Source organism: Bacillus salacetis (genome assembly GCF_003581585.1).
Classification (GTDB): Bacteria; Bacillota; Bacilli; order Bacillales; family Bacillaceae_B; genus Rossellomorea; species Rossellomorea salacetis.
In genome coordinates this window covers 51,967-71,255 of record NZ_QXIR01000023.1, presented here as the reverse complement: position 1 = coordinate 71,255, position 19,289 = coordinate 51,967, and the positions used below count along the sequence as shown (strand labels likewise).

Annotated in this window: 22 protein-coding genes and 2 riboswitches; of the genes, 5 read left to right on the top strand and 17 right to left on the bottom strand. The window is 43.3% G+C overall.

Features of this window, described 5'->3' with window-relative positions; translation table 11 throughout:
* Window positions 1-49: 49 nt before the first annotated feature.
* From efp to D3H55_RS15910, 4 genes are all read right to left on the bottom strand, one after another.
* Window positions 50-607, bottom strand: coding sequence for an elongation factor P (gene efp, locus D3H55_RS15925; RefSeq protein WP_119548311.1), 558 nt, complete (start codon window positions 605-607; stop codon window positions 50-52).
* Between the two features lie 269 nt (window positions 608-876).
* On the bottom strand, window positions 877-1,938 hold the full coding sequence (locus D3H55_RS15920; RefSeq protein ID WP_119548310.1) for a M24 family metallopeptidase: 1,062 nt from the start codon (window positions 1,936-1,938) through the stop codon (window positions 877-879).
* A complete protein-coding gene (gene aroQ / locus D3H55_RS15915) occupies window positions 1,931-2,386 on the bottom strand; it encodes a type II 3-dehydroquinate dehydratase (RefSeq protein ID WP_119548309.1) in 456 nt (151 codons plus the stop codon). Before aroQ ends, D3H55_RS15920 begins: the two co-directional genes overlap by 8 nt.
* A gap of 83 nt (window positions 2,387-2,469) precedes the next feature.
* Complete coding sequence (locus tag D3H55_RS15910; RefSeq protein WP_119548308.1) at window positions 2,470-3,003, bottom strand: YqhR family membrane protein; 534 nt, start codon at window positions 3,001-3,003, stop codon at window positions 2,470-2,472.
* A 248-nt stretch (window positions 3,004-3,251) separates the two neighbouring features.
* Between D3H55_RS15910 and D3H55_RS15905 the strand changes: the two genes are divergently transcribed.
* Window positions 3,252-3,626 (top strand): SA1362 family protein, encoded by a 375-nt coding sequence (locus tag D3H55_RS15905; RefSeq protein ID WP_119548307.1) that lies wholly within the window; start codon window positions 3,252-3,254, stop codon window positions 3,624-3,626.
* A 234-nt stretch (window positions 3,627-3,860) separates the two neighbouring features.
* Here the strand turns inward: D3H55_RS15905 and D3H55_RS15900 are convergent, their stop codons facing one another.
* The 3 genes from D3H55_RS15900 to D3H55_RS15890 form a co-directional block, all read right to left on the bottom strand.
* Entirely contained in the window at window positions 3,861-4,748 is an 888-nt protein-coding gene (locus tag D3H55_RS15900; protein ID WP_119548306.1) for a patatin-like phospholipase family protein, read from the bottom strand.
* 201 nt (window positions 4,749-4,949) lie between these two features.
* Window positions 4,950-7,514 carry a vitamin B12-dependent ribonucleotide reductase gene (locus tag D3H55_RS15895; RefSeq protein WP_119548305.1) on the bottom strand — a complete coding sequence of 855 codons (2,565 nt, stop codon included), beginning with the start codon at window positions 7,512-7,514 and terminating at the stop codon, window positions 4,950-4,952.
* A gap of 361 nt (window positions 7,515-7,875) precedes the next feature.
* Window positions 7,876-8,712 (bottom strand): lipoate--protein ligase family protein, encoded by an 837-nt coding sequence (locus tag D3H55_RS15890; RefSeq protein ID WP_119548304.1) that lies wholly within the window; start codon window positions 8,710-8,712, stop codon window positions 7,876-7,878.
* Between the two features lie 221 nt (window positions 8,713-8,933).
* Here D3H55_RS15890 and D3H55_RS15885 point away from each other — a divergent pair, with 221 nt between their 5' ends.
* A complete protein-coding gene (locus tag D3H55_RS15885; RefSeq protein WP_119548303.1) occupies window positions 8,934-9,317 on the top strand; it encodes a rhodanese-like domain-containing protein in 384 nt (127 codons plus the stop codon).
* Between the two features lie 61 nt (window positions 9,318-9,378).
* Window positions 9,379-9,858, top strand: a complete 480-nt coding sequence (locus D3H55_RS15880; protein WP_119548302.1) for a hypothetical protein — start codon at window positions 9,379-9,381, stop codon at window positions 9,856-9,858.
* Here the strand turns inward: D3H55_RS15880 and gcvPB are convergent.
* The 3 genes from gcvPB to gcvT are packed head-to-tail and all read right to left on the bottom strand — an operon-like array spanning window position 9,855 to window position 13,781.
* Window positions 9,855-11,318 carry an aminomethyl-transferring glycine dehydrogenase subunit GcvPB gene (gene gcvPB / locus D3H55_RS15875; protein WP_119548301.1) on the bottom strand — a complete coding sequence of 488 codons (1,464 nt, stop codon included), beginning with the start codon at window positions 11,316-11,318 and terminating at the stop codon, window positions 9,855-9,857. The two genes, D3H55_RS15880 and gcvPB, sit on opposite strands and share 4 nt — an antisense overlap.
* A complete protein-coding gene (gcvPA, locus tag D3H55_RS15870; protein WP_119548300.1) occupies window positions 11,311-12,657 on the bottom strand; it encodes an aminomethyl-transferring glycine dehydrogenase subunit GcvPA in 1,347 nt (448 codons plus the stop codon). The genes gcvPB and gcvPA overlap by 8 nt, the downstream gene beginning before the upstream one ends.
* Window positions 12,658-12,674: 17 nt before the next feature.
* Window positions 12,675-13,781: a glycine cleavage system aminomethyltransferase GcvT gene (gene gcvT, locus D3H55_RS15865; RefSeq protein ID WP_119548299.1), complete on the bottom strand. Its 1,107-nt coding sequence runs from the start codon at window positions 13,779-13,781 to the stop codon at window positions 12,675-12,677.
* Window positions 13,782-13,902: 121 nt separating this feature from the next.
* Window positions 13,903-13,983: riboswitch (glycine riboswitch) on the bottom strand.
* A gap of 3 nt (window positions 13,984-13,986) precedes the next feature.
* Window positions 13,987-14,078, bottom strand: a riboswitch (glycine riboswitch).
* A gap of 169 nt (window positions 14,079-14,247) precedes the next feature.
* Here gcvT and D3H55_RS15860 point away from each other — a divergent pair.
* Together D3H55_RS15860 and D3H55_RS15855 are read left to right on the top strand one after the other, a co-directional pair.
* A complete protein-coding gene (locus D3H55_RS15860; RefSeq protein ID WP_119548298.1) occupies window positions 14,248-15,945 on the top strand; it encodes a DEAD/DEAH box helicase in 1,698 nt (565 codons plus the stop codon).
* Window positions 15,914-16,699 (top strand): YqhG family protein, encoded by a 786-nt coding sequence (locus D3H55_RS15855; protein ID WP_119548297.1) that lies wholly within the window; start codon window positions 15,914-15,916, stop codon window positions 16,697-16,699. The genes D3H55_RS15860 and D3H55_RS15855 overlap by 32 nt, the downstream gene beginning before the upstream one ends.
* Window positions 16,700-16,747: 48 nt before the next feature.
* On the opposite strand, the gene D3H55_RS15850 is transcribed toward D3H55_RS15855, so the two are convergent.
* Genes D3H55_RS15850 through comGC form a run of 7 tightly spaced genes read right to left on the bottom strand, consistent with a single transcriptional unit; the run spans window position 16,748 to window position 19,281 of the window.
* On the bottom strand, window positions 16,748-16,924 hold the full coding sequence (locus D3H55_RS15850; protein WP_119548296.1) for a YqzE family protein: 177 nt from the start codon (window positions 16,922-16,924) through the stop codon (window positions 16,748-16,750).
* A gap of 25 nt (window positions 16,925-16,949) precedes the next feature.
* Complete coding sequence (locus D3H55_RS15845; RefSeq protein ID WP_119548295.1) at window positions 16,950-17,465, bottom strand: shikimate kinase; 516 nt, start codon at window positions 17,463-17,465, stop codon at window positions 16,950-16,952.
* Between the two features lie 8 nt (window positions 17,466-17,473).
* On the bottom strand, window positions 17,474-17,827 hold the full coding sequence (gene comGG, locus D3H55_RS15840; RefSeq protein ID WP_119548294.1) for a competence type IV pilus minor pilin ComGG: 354 nt from the start codon (window positions 17,825-17,827) through the stop codon (window positions 17,474-17,476).
* Window positions 17,817-18,233, bottom strand: coding sequence for a competence type IV pilus minor pilin ComGF (gene comGF, locus D3H55_RS15835; protein ID WP_119548293.1), 417 nt, complete (start codon window positions 18,231-18,233; stop codon window positions 17,817-17,819). Before comGF ends, comGG begins: the two co-directional genes overlap by 11 nt.
* On the bottom strand, window positions 18,230-18,553 hold the full coding sequence (locus D3H55_RS15830) for a hypothetical protein (protein WP_119548292.1): 324 nt from the start codon (window positions 18,551-18,553) through the stop codon (window positions 18,230-18,232). Before D3H55_RS15830 ends, comGF begins: the two co-directional genes overlap by 4 nt.
* Complete coding sequence (gene comGD, locus D3H55_RS15825) at window positions 18,540-18,983, bottom strand: competence type IV pilus minor pilin ComGD (RefSeq protein ID WP_168413128.1); 444 nt, start codon at window positions 18,981-18,983, stop codon at window positions 18,540-18,542. Before comGD ends, D3H55_RS15830 begins: the two co-directional genes overlap by 14 nt.
* Window positions 18,973-19,281 (bottom strand): competence type IV pilus major pilin ComGC, encoded by a 309-nt coding sequence (gene comGC / locus D3H55_RS15820; RefSeq protein ID WP_205685498.1) that lies wholly within the window; start codon window positions 19,279-19,281, stop codon window positions 18,973-18,975. The genes comGD and comGC overlap by 11 nt, the downstream gene beginning before the upstream one ends.
* Between the last annotated feature and the right edge of the window lie 8 nt (window positions 19,282-19,289).

The window sequence follows — 19,289 nt, the reverse complement described above, 5'->3', positions numbered from 1 at the left end:
GAAAAAGCTGAAGGATTTCAGCCCTTCAGCTTCTTGGATTGTGGTGTTTCTACGCTCTGGATACATAGGAACTGTCTGTTGTGTTGATGACCAGAACATCCCCTTCGTTTACAAAGAAAGGAACGTTTACAGTCAGGCCAGTTTCGACAGTTGCTGGTTTTGAACCGCCGGAAGCTGTGTCCCCTTTGATGCCGGGTTCAGTTTCAGTAACAGTCAATTCAACTGTGTTTGGCAGTTCGACCCCAAGAGTTTCCCCTTGGTACATCATGATTTGAACTTCCATGTTTTCCTTTAAGAACTTCAGCTCATACTCGATTTGAGATGCATTAAGTTCAATTTGCTCGTATGAATCGGTATCCATGAAAACATGCATATCCCCGTTTGCATAAAGGTACTGCATTCTGCGGTTATCGATCTGTGCTTTAGCGACCTTTTCACCTGCACGGAATGTCTTTTCCTGGATTGCACCAGTACGAAGGTTCCTTAATTTGGAGCGTACAAATGCTGCCCCTTTACCAGGCTTAACATGCTGGAAATCCATAACGCGCCAAATTCCGTTATCTACTTCGATCGTAAGGCCTGTACGAAAATCATTTACTGAAATCATGAGTGTTCCTCCTAAATTGAATAGCCGTGAAGCGACTATTTATTGCATGTCTATTATGCCATATTCTTTTCCTATGGCAATAGTTTTATTAAGAACTCTTTTCTAATCTTAATTGCTGGTTTGAAAAAATCCTAAAAACACCCCTAAGATTCAATTGAAGAATCCTGTTGACTTTAAAGATTTCCCTGCCTGTTCAACGCGGGTGCTTCCTTGTACCCCTGGCTTTTGGGATTTCTCCGGAATCAGCAATTAATTCGATTGATCCTTTATTAAAGAATGATGAGTTCTTTCGTCGAGTGTGTGAGTGTTTCGTTTCCATTTTCAGTGATGATTGTATCGTCTTCGATACGCACCCCACCTACTCCCTGGACATATACTCCCGGTTCAACCGTGACAATCATGCCAGGTTTTAAAACAGTTTCGGAAAGGTGGGATAACCCCGGTCCTTCATGTACTTCCAGTCCGATTCCGTGGCCGAGCGAGTGTCCGAAGTTATCGCCGTAACCTTTTTCTTTTATATAATCCCTTGCGATGGCATCCGCCTGCGCACCTGTCATGCCAGGCTTGATTTCTTCCATTGCTTTCAGCTGTGATTGAAGGACAACATCATAGATCTCCTTCAGCTTCTCAGAAGGCTCACCCACCGAAATCGTTCTTGTCATATCCGAGCAATATCCTTTATAGTATGCACCGTAGTCAAGAGTAATGAAATCCCCTGTTTCAATGACTTTGTCGCTGGCTACCCCATGAGGAAGCGCTGAACGTGTGCCTGAAGCAACAATGATATCAAATGAAGAAGATGCAGCTCCCGCTTTTCTCATAAAGAATTCCAGTTCATTGGATACTTCCAATTCCGTTTTACCTGGTTTGATGAAATCAAGGATATGCTTGAATGCAGCATCAGCTATATCTGCAGCATCTTTGATGATTTTCAATTCTGCTTCTGTTTTGATTAAACGGATATCTTCTATCATCCCGCTTACAGGAACCAATTCAGCTTCAACTTTGCTTCTATAGCTCTCGAATGCTGAATAGGTGAGATAATTCTTTTCAAAACCCAACCTTTTGATGCCAAGCTTCTCCGCCTGGACCGCTACTTCAGCAGGAATCGGCCCCTTGTGCTGCACGATCTCATATCCTTGAGCCTGTTCTGCAGCCTGTTCAGTGTAACGGAAGTCAGTGATGAAAACTGCACTATCAGCAGTAATCAAAGCAACCCCTGAGGAACCAGTGAAACCTGTCATGTAACGACGGTTGTATGTACTGGTAATTAATATCCCATCAATGTTATTTTCGGAAAATTTCTCTCTCAATTTATCAAGTTTACTCAACCTCTTCATCTCCCTTATGCATTTTTATAAGAGCCTGCAGGGCAAGTTCATAGCCAAAGAACCCAAGACCGACGATCTGTCCTTCTGAGACTTCTGCGAGGACAGAATGATGCCTGAAGGCCTCTCTTCTATGAACATTGGAAATATGCACTTCGATCACGGGGACCTCAATACCGGCGATGGCGTCCCGTAATGCATAGCTGTAGTGTGTGAAGGCACCTGGATTAAAGATGATACCGGCGATTCCTTCATCTTCAGCCTGATGCAGTAAATCGATAAGGACACCTTCATGGTTTGATTGTACCGCGGTCAGTCCATATCCCTCCGACAGGGCAGCTTCCTTCATTTTCTTTTCAAGTTCAAACAGCGTGGCTGTACCGTATACATGCGGTTCACGCTTACCTAAACGATTGAGATTCGGTCCATTCAACAGAAGAATCTTTTTCATATGTATTCACCCATAAAAATAGAATGTTCAACATGAACATTCTAACACAAACAAATTGACAAACCTACTACATTGTCTGAATATTATTGACTTGGCTGCTCTTCTTTTTCAAAGTGATGCTGAAGTTCGTTTTCTTCATATGAAATCGAGTAACCGATGAACACTCCATAGAGAATATAAATGCATGCTATCGTTATCAATGTGATGTAGTCTGTTTCTGTGATCCCCTTCATACCTGGAAACAACGGGTTCAGGACTACAAAAACGGCAAGCATCAGGGCGATGCCATATCCGGCTCCCACCCACATTGATTTGAGTTTTCTTAAAGCTGCATAGTAAATCAGTGCAACCCCTATGGAGATCAATCCATAAGCCAGTATGGAAATCACGATTCCCAGCCAGGTTTCTTTCCAATTCCCCACAGCCCAAGGTTCAAGGATGATGTTCGGTTCGATTTTAGTAAATGAGAACATATAGCAGATATACGCAAAGCCGCTCCAAAGGATCCCGCCTGTAAACCCTGTGGCAATCACCATGCCAATGAACGACAGGGGTTTTTCCTGTTTATTCTGTTCCAGATTCTTATCGCTTGATGGCTCTTGCTCTCTTGCAGACATGCTAAAACACCTCCTATGTGTAGTATTGTCCATTTCGAAAAAAGTATTTCATCAATATACAGGATTGCTAAATTTCAGGGGATTTTAGTAAAATGAAAATACTTACATGAACGTAACACATGGGGCTGTCCAGAAAGAGACAAATATGTAAAATAAATCAGAAATACGGTTAAGATGGACGGATTTAGTCTAAAATATAGATAAAGGCCTATTATGCTATAAACTTGGTTCCAAAGGAGGTGACCTTCTTGAATGCTCGTTTCGTAATTGCAGGAGCTGTTATTCTTTTAGCCTCTATTGGATTGGTATCCACTCTTATAGGAGACCCTCTTGCTCTTCTTCAACGGATTCTCGTATACGCAGCCATAGCCGTGATCATTTATTTTGTTTTCCGAAAAGTGATGATGGGCGGTAAAGGTAAAAACAAAGATCAAAAGGCCTTCCTGAAGGCAGCAAAACAATCCAAAAAGCGGTATAACAAGAAAACAACTGCTGTAAAAGCAAAAACAAATGCGCCAAATCCGTTCCGAAAAAAATCTCATCGAAAGAAATCACAGGCAAACCTTACTGTCATTGAAGGCAAGAAGAATAGGAAAAACGGAAAAAATCGAGCATCTCTCTAAGGCTCGATTTTTTTATTTCCAGTTATGGATCTTTTGGTGAAATTCGCTGCCTTTCAAATAATTATTCCAACTATTATCCTGTATTTCCCCCGTAAACAACCGGTAAGCAGGACTCCATATTTTTAAGAGCAATGCTTTTTGGAATACAGGAGGAAATCCGGCTTTTGGATTTTCCGAAAGCAACAACATTTGCAAATAGCCCCTTTTGTATACAGGTTGCTCCCGACTCGTTCCTTACCCAAAACTCCAGCTCTGCAAAAACTCCCGAGCCTTTACGTACCCATATTCTGCAAGCTCGCTCTTCTTAAGATCGGTGAGCTCAAATTCTGTAGTAAGCACCCCTTCTGTCGGGATGAAAATGATGTTGTTCGCATGTTTCCTTGAAATATACCGTGAATCATGCGCGTCCTTCATTGTTTGAAACAACGCTTCATACATATTGACGGCATTATGGATTACATTCTTTGGTCGTTCCTGCATATTCGGGCTCAGCTTTATCCCCAGAACCGGCCTAACCTTCTTGGTGTTTTCCTTATCAAACAGCCACATTGGGAAATTGCTTAATACTCCACCATCTACGATAACGCTTAAACCGTCCAATGACTTCAGCCTTACAGGTTCAAAGAAATACGGAAGGCTTGCACTCATTCGAATTGCCCTTGCTACAGGGAATGTTTCCTTCGGCACCCCATATTTATCGAGGTCATCCGGAAGCACCATGAGACGGCCATTGGATAAATCAGAAGCGATGACCCTCAATGCTCCTGGAGCAAGGTCTGCAAACGTATAAATGCCCCTTACCCGCAACTTCTCTTCCAGCCAAGCTTCCAAAGTATCTCCTTTATAGAGGCCTAGCTTCCAATAAACCTTTATCCAGCGGACAAAAGGAATGGACGACAGAGGAGTCTTTTTATCCAGCAGCTGCGTCAGTTCAATTTCATCCATTATCTTGAGAAGGTCATCACTTTTATAGCCCGCTGCAATAAATCCGGCAATGATTGCCCCGGCACTTGTTCCAGCAAGCCTTTTGAACCTAAACCCATTTTCTTCTATTGCCTTGCAGGCCCCGATCATTGCGAGCCCCCTGATTCCACCACCTGAGAATACACCATCGATGTTCATGGAACCATTCCCTTCAAAAATTCCTTTTTTACATCTTTAATTTCATTTGAAGGGTTTTAGAATAGAAAAATGTTTTTTCAGGGTTTGTCCTTATCCTTTTAGTGCATTAAAGGATGAAGAGGGACTGTCCCTTTTCATCCTTTAACGTACTAAAGTAGTCACTTCAAAAAAAGAAGGAGAAAATTCTCCTTCTTCACTGGCTTATAGTCCGCATTTAAGCTGGGCACCGCAGTTTGTACATGTGTTGCATCCGCCCATATCCTTGACCGTACCTTTTCGGCATACAGGACAAGTGTTTCCTACTTCGGAACCAATCGTAACATCAGTCGACCTTACGTCCTGGATGGTGTCGACCAGTACTACCGGCTTCTTGCCTGATGCCACAGGCTGTTCAGTTTCTTCTTCATCGAAGCTGTTTTCTTCAGCTTTCAGCGTCAGTACTTGAGAATCACGGCTTCCATCTACATAAACAGTACCGCCTTTCGCACCGCCTTTATATAATCTTTCATAAACGCCTTGCACCTGGTCTACCGTATAGCCTCTGGGAGCATTGACGGTTTTGGAAATAGAACTGTCGATCCAGCGCTGGATGACACATTGGACATCAGCATGCGCCTCAGGAGCAAGTTCCATCGATGATACGAACCATTCCGGAAGAGCATCAGCATCGGCATCCGGGTTGCGATCAAGGTATTCTTGAACAATTTCAGCCTTTACCTCGATAAATTTACCAAGACGCCCGCTTCTATAGTAAGTAAAGGAGAAGTATGGCTCAAGCCCTGTAGCCACTCCTACCATTGTCCCGGTGCTTCCTGTTGGTGCCACTGTAAGCAAGTGGGAATTGCGGATCCCGTCCGCCAAAATGGACTGCCTTACATCTTCAGGCATTTTGCTCATATAGCCTGTGTTTATGAATGCTTCCCTCAAGCGGTTTGTCTCTTCCTGGCTGTCTCCTTGAAGAAACGGGAAGCTTCCTTTTTCCTTAGACAATTCAACAGATGCACGATAAGCAGTCACTGCAATGGTTTCGAACACTTCATCAACCAGCTTGCTGCCTTCTTCTGATCCGTATTCTTTTTCACAGTAAATCAATAAGTCTGCAAGCCCCATGACACCCAGACCCACACGGCGTTCACCAAGTGCCTGCTTTTTATTCTGTTCGAGGAAGTAAGGAGTTGCATCGATAACGTTATCCTGCATACGAACTCCGACTTCAACCGTCTTCTTCAATTTTTCAAAGTCCACGGTCTTGTTCTCTTTGTCCGCGAACTCCGCAAGGTTCACCGCTGCAAGGTTGCAGACGGAGAATGGTGCCAACGGCTGTTCACCGCAAGGGTTTGTCGCGACCACTTTTTGTCCATACGCTTTAGCATTCGTCTGGTCATTGGCATTGTCGATAAAGAAAATGCCTGGTTCTGCAGAGTATGTTGCGCAGACATTGATCAGGTTCCACAACTCTTTCGCACGCATTTTTCTATAAGTCCGGACTTTGTACCCCATTTCTTCCCACTCACGGACGTCACCGACTTCGTGCCAGTTTTCATTATAAAACTTCATTTCCTCTTCATCATACTTCTCTACATCAGGGAAACGTAAGCTGTATTCTTCATCTTTTTCTACCGCTTCCATGAAGTCACTTGTCAGGCAGACGGAAATGTTGGCGCCTGTAAGGAACTCCGAATTATGAACCGAGTAGGTGCCGCCGGTCCTTAACTTTTCTTCCGCTTCTTTAATGATTTTATCAGAGAAACCGCCCAGGCCGGGAATCTGCTTGTAGTTAATGATTCCTTGATACATATCCTTTTCCTGTTCGGTAAGCGGCGTGAATTTCAATTTATCTTTTGCTGCTTTTTTTATTTGCTCATCTTGTGTATTTTCAAGAAGATAACGCAGAATCCGCGGATTTTGCATCTTCGAGATGATGAATTCGATGATATCCGGGTGCCAATCTGCCAGCATGATCATTTGGGCTCCGCGTCTTGAACCGCCCTGTTCAACAAGGTGAGTCAATTTCGCAATATCATCAAGCCAGGATACTGAACCTGATGATTTACCGTTAACACCCCTCGCCAAAGTATTTCTAGGTCTCAGGGTCGATCCATTTGTCCCGACTCCCCCGCCGCGGCTCATGATTTCCATCACTTGCTTGCGGTGGTCGGATATTCCGTCCCTTGAATCTTTGACAAACGGCATTACATAACAGTTGAAATAAGTAACATCTGTATCTGCTCCAGCTCCATACAGTACACGTCCAGCCGGAACGAAATTCATATTGACAAGTTCATGGTAGAACTTTTCGAACCATTCCTGTCGTTTTTCTTCTGTCGTCTCGACACTTGCAAGCCCTGCAGCATTTCTTTTTGCAATTTGCTCATAGTAGACCTCAAGCGGTTTTTCAATAACATCCAATGAACGTTTGACTACCGAAGCCTCTGCTTCCTCAGGGTTATCGATCGAGCTTCTGTATTCCTCATCGATCAATACCTCTGCCTGCTTATTCTCCCAGTCAAGGCTCTTGATGAAGCCAAGGCCCCTTGCAGGGAACTTTGGATCTTCCTTTATGGTCAATACCACGAAGTCTCCTTCAGTGAGGGTGATCTTTTCGGTGTCTTTAAAAGAGTAGCGGTCAAGCATTACGAGGCGTGACACACCTTTATGCGTGATGTGCATATCCGGGGTAATTGGATGCACCTGCGGAAATAAACCGATTGCTTTATTCAGACTCTCTTGGTTCACTTTCATTTCTTGTTTCGATACGACAGACATAATTACAACTCCTTAAACTACTATATTGAATTATTATTTTTTATGTTTATCTATTAGTTGTTCGCAAAATAAACTTATCACAGCCAAAAATGAAAATCAACCAATATACACTATATATAGTGTATAAAATATTTTTCGACACACTATATATAGTGTTTAGTTCATGATAAATCTTTTTTGTCAAACTGAAAATAAGCTGGAAAAAGGAGAAATCAGAAGGGAATAATAGATTACCCGCCAGTAATCAACAAAACACGACATTTTTCAAGGTTGAAAAAAAGACAACCTTCCTCAAGTATTGGTAAAAAGCAAAAAAGCGACTTTCATCGCTTTTTAAAAACAAAAAAACCTATTAACTTTCTTATCTTTTATAATTCCATTCATCGGATTCATATCTTTTTTTCGCCAGTTCCTCTACATATTGTGTTTCTTCTTCTGACAATACATATGGCTCCAGTTCAATATCCAGTCCCTGCTCAAATCCTTCCTTGAAAGCGGCTTTTGCCATTTCAAGGGTGACTTTATCTTTACTGATTTCGTTCACCGCGACCGCCTTGCTTTTAAAAGCACGCTGCATCCGCTCTTTCACTCTGTCGCTGGGATATTTGAACAAGCTGAATAATTTATCTTCGTCCAAATCAAGCAAGATTGAGCCATGCTGTAAAATGACACCTTTCTGTCTTGTCTGTGCACTGCCGGCTACCTTTCGGCCTTCCACCACCAGCTCATACCAGCTTGGAGCATCAAAACAAACTGCTGAACGAGGATTTTTCAAGCCCTGTTTCTCTTCATCAGTCCTTGGAACCGCAAAGTAGGCTTCAAGCCCAAGTGCCCTGAACCCCTTCAAGATGCCTTCTGATATCACCCGGTAAGCTTCCGTGACGGTTTTGGGCATTTCAGGATGCTCTTCAGTGACAATGACACTGTATGTAAGTTCATGTTCATGCAGGACACCTCTTCCGCCCGTCGGACGCCGCACAAACCCAAGTCCGTGTTCCTTCACCGCATCCATATTGATTTCTTTTTCAACTTTTTGAAAGTAGCCTACCGATAGTGTTGCAGGATCCCATCCATAAAATCGGATCACCGGCGGGATCTTTCCCTCGCTGTGCCAATCCAGCAGCGCTTCATCCAAGGCCATGTTATAAGACGGAGAACAGTTCCCCGAGTCAATATACCGCCATACTTCCTTCGTCATACTGCATACCCTCTTTTACTCTTTTTAAGTCGATTTCTAGTCTATCAAAGTCTCTCAAAAAAACAAAGAAGAAACACCTTCCACAAATCTTCCTTCCCAATGAAAAAGAATTCTTGTCCTGCCCATTTTTGAACTATATAATAAGATTAGATTTCTTTTGATTCTGCAAAAGAGAGAGAATATAATAGAGATTAGTGAAGTTTGAAAGGGGTTTAATAGTTTTGACAGGTTTATATTTTTTATTGATTGTTCTAGGTGCCATCGTTGTGTATTCAATCCTTACGTTTTTCATGCAGAAACGTATTGTCAATAACCTGACGGAGGATGAATTCCGTGCAGGATACCGCAAAGCCCAGTTGATTGATGTCAGGGAGCCGAACGAATTTGATGCAGGACACATCCTCGGTGCAAGAAATATCCCGTTATCACAGATGAAACAGCGTCAACAGGAAATCCGCAATGACAAGCCTGTTTACCTCTACTGCCAAAGCGGCATGCGCAGCGGGAGAGCCGCTCAAATGCTCCGCCGCAAAGGCTACAGGGATCTTCATCAACTGCAGGGCGGTTTCAAGAAGTGGTCTGGAAAAGTTAAAAAGAAGAAATGATTTTGTGAGCCGGATCTTTTTCAGATTCGGCTTATTTGTTTCTAAGGACTTGGAGGAACATTTGGATTTTTTGTTTGGTTGGTTTTCTTTTTTCGATTCGCTGCTTAATTCCGACTCTGCCTCTGCTTGTTCCGTGTTTTGGCAAGGTTGTTGTTGGATTCAGGGATTTGCAGGGAGTTATTTCTTTGAATGTTCTATGGAATCGGGCGGGATTCGGACATTTTTGAGAGGATTTTCTGGTTTTTGTCCGAATCAGGCCCGGATTCGGACATTTTTTGAAGTTTTTCCGGCCTTTTGTCCGAATCACCTCCGGATTCGGACAATCTTAAAGTTTCATCCCGATGTTTGTATGAACAATCCCCAAATTCTAACTCTCTCCTACCCCATTACGCCATCTGAGACTAAAATGAACATGTCACAACCAATGCCTGATGAATTCCGCTCCGCCGCAAATCTTCCACCGTTTTTTCTCCTGCTTCCTCACAAAGTCAGCCAGTACAAAAAAAAGATGCCCCTCGCAGGACATCCTTTCGAAAATTAATCTTCTTTCGTATAACGCAGCACTGGCTTACGCGCAGCCAATGTTTCATCAAGACGCTTGATGACAGTGGTATGTGGAGCTTCCTGAACGATCTCAGGATTCTCTTCCGTTTCTTTAGCAATCTGAATCATGGCATCGATGAATGCATCGATCGTTTCCTTTGATTCCGTCTCAGTCGGCTCGATCATCATGCACTCTTCTACATTCAGCGGGAAGTAGATGGTTGGCGGATGATAGCCGAAATCAAGCAGTCGCTTCGCGATATCCAATGTACGGACACCCAATTTTTTCTGGCGTTTGCCGCTTATTACAAATTCATGTTTGCAGTGGCGGTCATACGGCAGGTCAAAATGAGGAGCCAGCCTTCTCATCATGTAGTTTGCATTGATGACTGCATTTTCCGTTACCGCTTTTAATCCGTCTGGACCCATCGTACGGATATATGTGTAAGCCCGGACATTGATGCCGAAGTTGCCATAGTAAGGCTTAACGCGGCCAATGGATTGCGGACGGTCGTACTCAAATAGATACTCCTCATCCCGCTTTATAAGTACAGGCTTAGGAAGGTAAGGAATCAAATCCGATTTGACTCCGACAGGACCGCTTCCCGGTCCGCCTCCACCGTGAGGGCCTGTAAATGTTTTGTGAAGGTTAAGGTGAACCACATCAAACCCCATGTCCCCTGGACGGGCTTTTGACATGACGGCATTCAAGTTGGCGCCGTCATAGTAAAGTTTTCCGCCTGCCTGGTGGATAATGGAAGCCATTTCAAGGATATTCTCTTCAAAAAGGCCAAGTGTGTTAGGATTGGTCAGCATAAGTGCTGCTGTATCATCACCCACTACTCGCTTCAAATCTTCCATATCTACCAAACCGTTTTCATCCGACTTCACTGTCACGGTTTCGAAACCGGCAACCGTCGCAGACGCAGGGTTGGTTCCATGTGCAGAATCGGGAACGATGACTTTTGTACGTTTGGTATCGCCATTTGCTTCATGGTATGCACGGATCATCATCAAACCAGTCCACTCACCGTGAGCACCTGCAGCGGGCTGAAGAGTCACTTCATCCATACCTGTGATTTCCTTCAGGTGTTCCTGTAAGTCATACATCAACTCCAGTGCACCCTGGACACCTTCTGTTTCCTGAAGAGGGTGAAGATGCGCAAAACCATTGAATCTTGCAACATTTTCATTGATTTTCGGATTGTATTTCATTGTACATGAACCCAGTGGATAGAATCCTGAATCCACTCCATGGTTACGCTTGGACAATGCGGTGTAATGGCGCATGATATCCAATTCCGATACCTCTGGGAGTTCCGGCGCTTCCTCACGAGTGTACTCTGCCGGTATCAATTCTGATAAGTCAACCTGCGGAACATCCATTTCAGGCAGGCTGTAGCCGGTACGTCCTTCTCTTGATAGTTCAAAAATGAGAGGCTGATCGTTCTTAAGCATGATAATCCCCCAATTCTTTAGCAAATGTATCGATTTCTTCTTTTGTGCGAAGTTCTGTAACCGCTACAAGCATATGATGATTTAAATCAGAATCCACAAGGCCAAGATCGAATCCTCCGATGATTCCTTTTTCCAATAATCCTGAATTGATCTCTTTTACAGGACGTGCAGTTTTAACGACAAACTCATTGAAGGAAGGTCCTTCAAACGCCACCTCTATACCGTTTTGCTTAAGGGCTTCTTTTGCATAGTGCGCTTTTTGGATATTCTGGACAGCCATTTCCTTGACACCGTTCTTCCCTAAAGCTGTCACGGCAACAGAAGCCGCCAGGGCATTCAGTGCCTGGTTGGAACAGATATTGGAAGTGGCTTTGTCACGGCGGATATGCTGTTCACGGGCTTGAAGTGTCAATACGAAGCCGCGCTGCCCTTCCTCATCGACCGTCTGGCCGACAAGTCGTCCCGGTACTTTACGCATCAGTTTTTTCGTTACGGCGAAATAACCGCAGTGAGGGCCGCCGAATGCTGACGGGATTCCGAACGGCTGTGCATCCCCGATGACAATATCGGCTCCCAGCTTTCCAGGAGGTGTCAATACTCCAAGAGCTAAAGGATTGGAAGAAACGACAAACATCGCTTTCTTGTCATGGACAATGCTTTCCAGCTTGGCAAGTTCTTCAATTCTTCCAAAGAAGTTAGGGTATTGCACGATGACGGCAGCGATTTCATCAGACATCAATTCTTCCAGCGCCTTCTCATCTGTCACACCGTTATTATGAGGAATCTCCACAACTTCTATATACTGTCCTTTCGCATAAGAGCGTAAAACCTCACGCGATTCAGGATGGACAGTGCTGGAAACAAGAACTTTCTTCCTTTTTGTCTGTCCTGCACTCAGCATTGCAGCCTCGGCAAGCGCTGTACCGCCGTCATACATTGAAGAGTTGGCAACATCCATACCTGTCAATTCACAAATCATTGTTTGGAATTCGAAGATCGCCTGAAGCTCGCCTTGGGAGATTTCAGGCTGATATGGTGTATATGCTGTATAAAATTCAGAACGGGATAATACATGATCTACAATGACTGGCATGTAATGGTCGTAAACTCCCGCTCCAATGAAAGATGAATTTGAGCGCAAGTCGGCATTTTTGGCAGCCATCTGACTTAGTTCCTTCATCAAAGTTGTTTCAGCTTTTGCTTTCTTGATGTTGTATTCACCTTTGAATCTTACTTTCTCGGGAATATCTTCAAACAGCTCATCTACAGAGCTGACTCCGATGGTTTCCAGCATTTCTTTCTGATCTTGTTCTGTCATTGGTAAATAACGATGCTTCATTAGGAATCCCCTCCCTGCTACTTCTTTGGTCTTTTATAAAATGGTGTAGGCACAACTTTCGCTTTCAGCTTCTTATTGCGGATCTCTACAGATAGTTCCGTATCAAGGCTGCTGAATTCCGATTTGATTAGTACAAGGCCGATATTTTTCTTTAATGTAGGTGACTGGGTACCAGTCGTCACCTCACCAATTTCTTCATCGTTTACAAACACCTTATAACCATGGCGCGGAATGCCGCGTTCAAGCATTTCGATACCAACCAGTTTTCTTGGTGCCCCCTCTTTCTTTTGCTCTTTCAGGGTTTCTTTCCCGTAGAAGTCAGATTCCTTATCGACTTTTACAGCAAAGCCGATCCCCGCTTCGATTGGAGTAATGTCAGCTGACAATTCCTGGCCATAAAGAGCAAGGTTAGCTTCAAATCGCAGCGTATCGCGGGCACCCAGGCCGCAAGGAAGAATTCCCTCAGGCTGACCTGCTTTTAAAATATCAGTCCATAGGGCCGATGCGCTTTCAGCAGGACAATAAATCTCGAAACCATCCTCCCCTGTGTAGCCGGTTCTGGATACAAGGGCTTTAACTCCATTTAAATCCACGTCATTTTGAAATTTGAAAAATCCGATATCACTCAAAACGGTCTCACTTGCAAGCTTTTGCAGGATCTGTTCTGCAAGGGGACCTTGAATGGCCAACTGAGCATAATCTTCAGATAGATTCTTGAGTTCAACATTTTCATCAACATGCTCCTGGAGCCATTGATAATCTTTTTCTATATTTGCTGCATTTACCACAAGAAGGTAATGATTCACCCCGAATTTGTAGACCAGCAGATCGTCAACTGTTCCGCCATTTTCATAGCACATCGCAGTATACTGTGCACCGCCATCTTTGATGCGTGAAATGTCATTTGTCATCATCTTCTGCAAGTAATCAAGAGATCCGCTGCCTTTAACTTCAACTTCCCCCATGTGAGATACATCAAATAAACCTGCTTTGGTGCGAACCGCTTCATGCTCCTCTTTAATGCTTGAAAATTGAACCGGGAGTTCCCAGCCGCCAAAATCGATACACTTTCCGCCATTTTCTTTATAGGCATCGAATAAAGGCGTTCGTTTCAGTTGTGCCATTGTTTTTCCCCCTTCGCTGATATCCTCATTCTATGAACCTTCTTTACTAGTCCCGACCGTTAAACAAGAGATGTCATCCAAACACACAAAAAAGGACAGAGCAACCCCTTGTTAAGAGATCCTCTGTCCTTTCACCTGAAAGTTTAACCATCTGATGGCTTTCTTCTTGGGTGGCTTCGTAAAACTGAAACACTCTCCAGAGATGCGTCCGGCAAGAGTCTTTTTGCCTGAGAGATTCACAAGAATTTGCTTGCTCCTTCGGCGCTGTCATCCAACAGTCTCTCCTCTTGCTTTCATTCGCCAATATTCATTGAATAAATTGGTCATACTAACAATATAAAGAATTCTGCTCGAATAGAATGTTCGTTTTTTTACAAATTTCTAAACTTTAAAAATCTACTTACATCCTATCATTAATGACACATATCCGGCAATATTTTTATGATTAAAAACAAGGAGTGATTTCATGGACGTTGAAGTATTGTTTGATGACAGCTGGAGTGAAGAACTGGACTCCCGAATTGAGAAGGACGGGCCATGGAGTGACTGGGACCTGTTCAAGCTTGCGGTCGAGGTGGAAGAACATACCGTGATCCCGAACTTTGAAGGTCTCCAGGCCCCAAAACATTTGTCTAACCTGACACCGCTTCCCCATCAGCTTGAGGTGGCAAAACAAGTCGTCGAGTCTATGAACGGCAAGGCGATACTGGCGGATGAAGTCGGACTTGGGAAAACAATAGAAGCCGGACTGATTTTAAAAGAGTACATGATTAGGGGGCTTGTTAAAAAAGTGCTGATTCTTGTCCCGGCATCCCTTGTATCCCAATGGGCGATTGAATTGAACTCAAAATTCTTCATACCAGCGGTTGCACAAAGGAAAAGTTATGTCTGGGATCAGTGTGATATCGTCATCTCTTCGATTGATACAGCTAAAAGAAGTCCCCATAGGGAAAAGGTATATGAACAAAACTATGACCTTGTCATCATTGACGAGGCACATAAACTGAAGAACCACAAGACCAAGAATTACGAGTTTGTCCAAAACCTGAAGAAGAAGTTTTGTTTACTGCTGACAGCAACTCCGATACAAAACCGAGTGGAGGAAATTTTTCACCTTGTATCTCTTCTTAAACCCGGGCATCTCGGTAACGAATCTGCCTTTTCCGAAAAGTATAAGAAAGGTTCCCGCTCTTCAGGGAACGATGACCACCTGAAAGAATTGGTCAATAAGGTCATGATACGGAACCGCAGAAGCGATACAGGCATTGAGTGGACAAAGCGGCATGTCAAAACGGTACTCATCGACTTCACCAAAGAAGAAAGGGAGCTGTATGACAGCTTCTCCATCTTGAAGGGACCCTATGATGAATGGGTGTCAAGTTCATTTTCCTTGTTAACTCTGCAAAGAGAAGCCTGCAGCAGCCGTGAAGCCGTATTTTATACTTTGAAGAATATGCTCGAGCGGGCAGGTGAACCTTCCCCGCTTCTGACTGACAGTGTGAACGCCATAATGAAAAAAGTTGAACAGGTCCAGTCTAATTCAAAAGCTCAAGAAGCCCTTAAAATCATACAGTCCGTCAATGATAAAGTCATCATTTTCACAGAATACAGGGCAACACAGCTGTATCTGCAATGGTTCCTGAAACAAAATGGCATTACTTCAGTGCCTTTCCGCGGGGGATTTAAACGAGGAAAAAAAGATTGGATGCGGGAACTATTCAAGAATCATGCTCAGGTATTGATTGCAACTGAAGCTGGCGGGGAAGGAATCAACCTGCAATTCTGCCATCACATCATCAATTTCGACCTTCCTTGGAATCCCATGAGGCTTGAACAGCGAATAGGAAGGGTTCACAGACTCGGCCAGACCGAGGATGTCCATATTTATAATTTTGCCACTCGGGACACAGTTGAAGAACATATCCTTAAATTGCTCTATGAAAAAATAAATCTGTTTGAAAAAGTAATCGGGCAGCTGGATGACATTCTTACAAAGCTTGATTTTGGAAAATTTGAAGATCACTTAGATGATATTTTCACCAGTTCACGATCAGAAGGCGAAATGAAAATCAAAATGGATAACCTGACGGCAATGATTCAATTTGCCGAAAATATGAAGGAGGAACAACAGAATGCAGCAAGCCGAAATTCATCAATTTCTTGAGCGGTACTTCACAGCCAATGATTGTGGAATTGTAGAAAACCATCCCGGGTATATGAATGTCCAATTGACAATCGATATGGACAAAGAATTGATGAACCGGCCATTTTACTGGCATTACCTTGAAAAAACCGGAGGAATTCCGAATCCCATGCGGCTATGTTTAATAACCGACCAGGAAAAGGCACCTGAAAATTTAAAAGGGGAAGTACTGCATTTCGGTTCGCCCAGACTCCACCAGATATTCAGCTCAGCAAGAAGGCTGGCCAGCTATACCCGGTTGTTCGAGAGTAAAGCTGCTGTACCCGGCAGGCAGACACCCTTGCAACCCTGGCTTGGATTGAATATCAAAATCTCCTATCAATGCGACCTGAAAAAAGATCTTCTTAAGTCAATTGGCCTGAATCTAATCAATGGAATGATGAAGGAAGAATTTCACCGTGAACTTATGGAGAGGAGGCTTACGCCAAAAATACCGGATTTTTCATTCACCCTGACCCCGATCATCAAGCCCAAAAGCGGGATTGCGAGAATTAAATCCGTAATAGAAAAAGAGGTACACTCCCAGCCGACAGAGTGGGCAGAATCTGCACGAAAGAGATGGAAAGAGGATCTTGATTTGCTTGATCAATTCTATGATGGGATGGAAGAATTACCTGAATCCTATTTTGTGGAGAAACAGGCTCTTGCCGAACAATATGAGCCGAAAATTAATGTGGAAATCATTAACGGAGGAATATTTTACCTTTCCCCTTAAACCAGGGCAAAATAAAACGGGATGGGACCAGCAAAGTCCCCTCCCATTTTACTTCTTCTTAAATAAGAACATCAATGCATATGGAATGACGCCAAACCAACGAAACAGAAAACCCGGCCTTTCATTCTTCCGCCGTTTTTTTATTGTCTTTCTTTCTTGCGGCGATTTTTCAAAATGCCGGACGAAGGTCTGGGTCATATATTTGACATAATCATTGATTGACATTGGCCACACCATCCTTAAGGCTTCATCATCTAGTTTCACCAGGAGGCTTGATCTTTAAACAAGAAAGAATTTCTTTTACAATTTCATCAATAGTCAAGCCTGAAGTTTTTATGACATAGTCCGCGGCGGAATAATAGACAGGTTCCCTTTCTGTGAAAAGTTTCTTTATTCCTTCCAATCCCTTTTGCTTAACAAGCGGCCTTTTAGGATCACTCGCTATCCTCATTAATAATTCTTCAAAAGGGCAATCCAGCCAAATGACCTTCCCTTTTTCTTTCATAAGATCACGGTTGATTTTTTTGCCGGCTGATCCGCCGCCGGTCATAATAACCATTTCTTCTTCCTCCAGCTCTTTAAGGGTCTCGGTTTCCATCTCCCTGAATTTCGATTCCCCATACAGAGCAAAGATCTCTTTAACTTCCATATTGTATTTATTTTCAATCAGCTCATCAGTGTCGGCATACCTGCAGTGGAGTTCCTCTGCAAGCTTCTTTCCAACAGTGGTCTTCCCCGAGCCCATGAATCCTATTAAGAAAATCATAAATATTCCTACTCCCAATCCACAATTTCTTTCGTATCATTTTCAAATGTGATATGAACAGATTCATATTTCTTTTCTGCTGTCACAAGAGTTAGCGTCGCTCTTGTCAGTTCATCTTCTTTCTGTACCTCATATCGTACTACACCTTCAGGATAGGTAAAAGCTCCATTTAAAGATTGGTCGATTGAATACAGCCTTTTAATCGAAAAGAGCATCAGGCTTTCCCTTCTGTATGACTCTTCCATAATATCAAGATAGGAATATCGTGAAATAAATATTGCTGAAACAGATATAGAAAACAGCAATATTGCGGCTGCCAATATCATCGCAAAGGGGAGTATGAATCCTTTTTCATTGCGCATAGGTAAAGAACCTTCCAGTTTGTACTGCCCCTTCAAATCCTGCGTTTATTTCGACTCCATTGCTTGCAGAATTCAGCTCCAGTGAATCCAAAGGTCCCAGTACAATTTCATGCCCTTTCCTATTCACCCTCCGGCGAAGATAGTTTCCAAATTCCTCAATTAGAATTTCTTCATCGTTCTTTATAAACTTGATTGAGGATTCAGTGACCTCGATATTCTTTGCTCCTCTGATTTCCATCCTGAACTGGTGGCTGAACAGGTTCCATTCGTATTCTTTGGATGGGTCAAGCTTGTTTTCTATCATGTTGATTCCAGATAGTACTGCAGGTATGCAGGAAGCTGTAACGAGAAAGATACTCAGAGTAAATACAGCATGAAGAAGAGTATATCCCTTTTGACTTTTCACTCTATTCCCCTTTCTTCCAAACAGTTGATTTGATCGTCTCCGGTGTGATTTTTATATTGGATGCAGACAGCCCCTTCTTTCTTCACAATTTCATATACTTGGCCCTGCCTCTGATAGAAGCTGCTTTCTGGACTGCCGGTAAAGGTTTCTTCTTCCAAATGCTCATAGAGCACTCTTGCAGCAATCAGAGCGTTTTCCTTTTTTTCCATCGCAGAAATCATTCCAACCGCCATGGGGATGAACAGTCCCAATACCATAAAGATCGTGGAGACAGCTACAAGGGCTTCGGCAGTTCCGAACCCTTCATTACTCCTGAACATGAAATCTTCCTTGTCCTATCTGGAACGAGACTTTTATTTCATCTTCACCGGCCTTAAAGTATATAATCCCAAATCTGTCGGTATTTCCATTTGGATAGAAGGTTATGCTGTTCAGTGAACTGGGCCTCTGGGAAATCCCATCAGGTAAAGAGCGCACCACTAGATTCTCCCCTCCCATAACCTTCCCTGAATACTTGGCTTCATAAGGGTAAAACCGCAGCTCCACCCTTTCTTTCTTGTTGATTGCATAACTCTGAAGATAATATAGGTCAGCTTTAAACAGAGAAATAAAATTCTTTTTTGTGAGATGCTCATAGAATGGCAGGATACTGAGTGAAGAGATGAATAGAAGAGTGATTGAGATGGAAAGTACAATGAGCATTTCAAGCATAGTGTAGCCGCTTTGGGCAGCTCTCGGGTTAATCCACAATCGTGACGGCTCCTTCACTGTCGATAGCAAGCGCCCTTCCATCCGGACATTGCTTATATTCTTCGTTCAAGTACCCCGCATCCGCCAGCTCCTGCAGATCCTCGGGAATCGTTTTTTCTTCCATTCGATATGCTTCGACCTGCCCTTCCACCATATTTTTGAACGCCTTACACCCCTTGCTGTTAATCGAAGAACCTTGCTTAGTCACATTGGGAATGGTGATGAACAGCAGAACGGAAATCACAAGCAGGACAATCATCATTTCAATCAAGGTGAATCCTTTTTGATTTTTCAACAAAATTACTC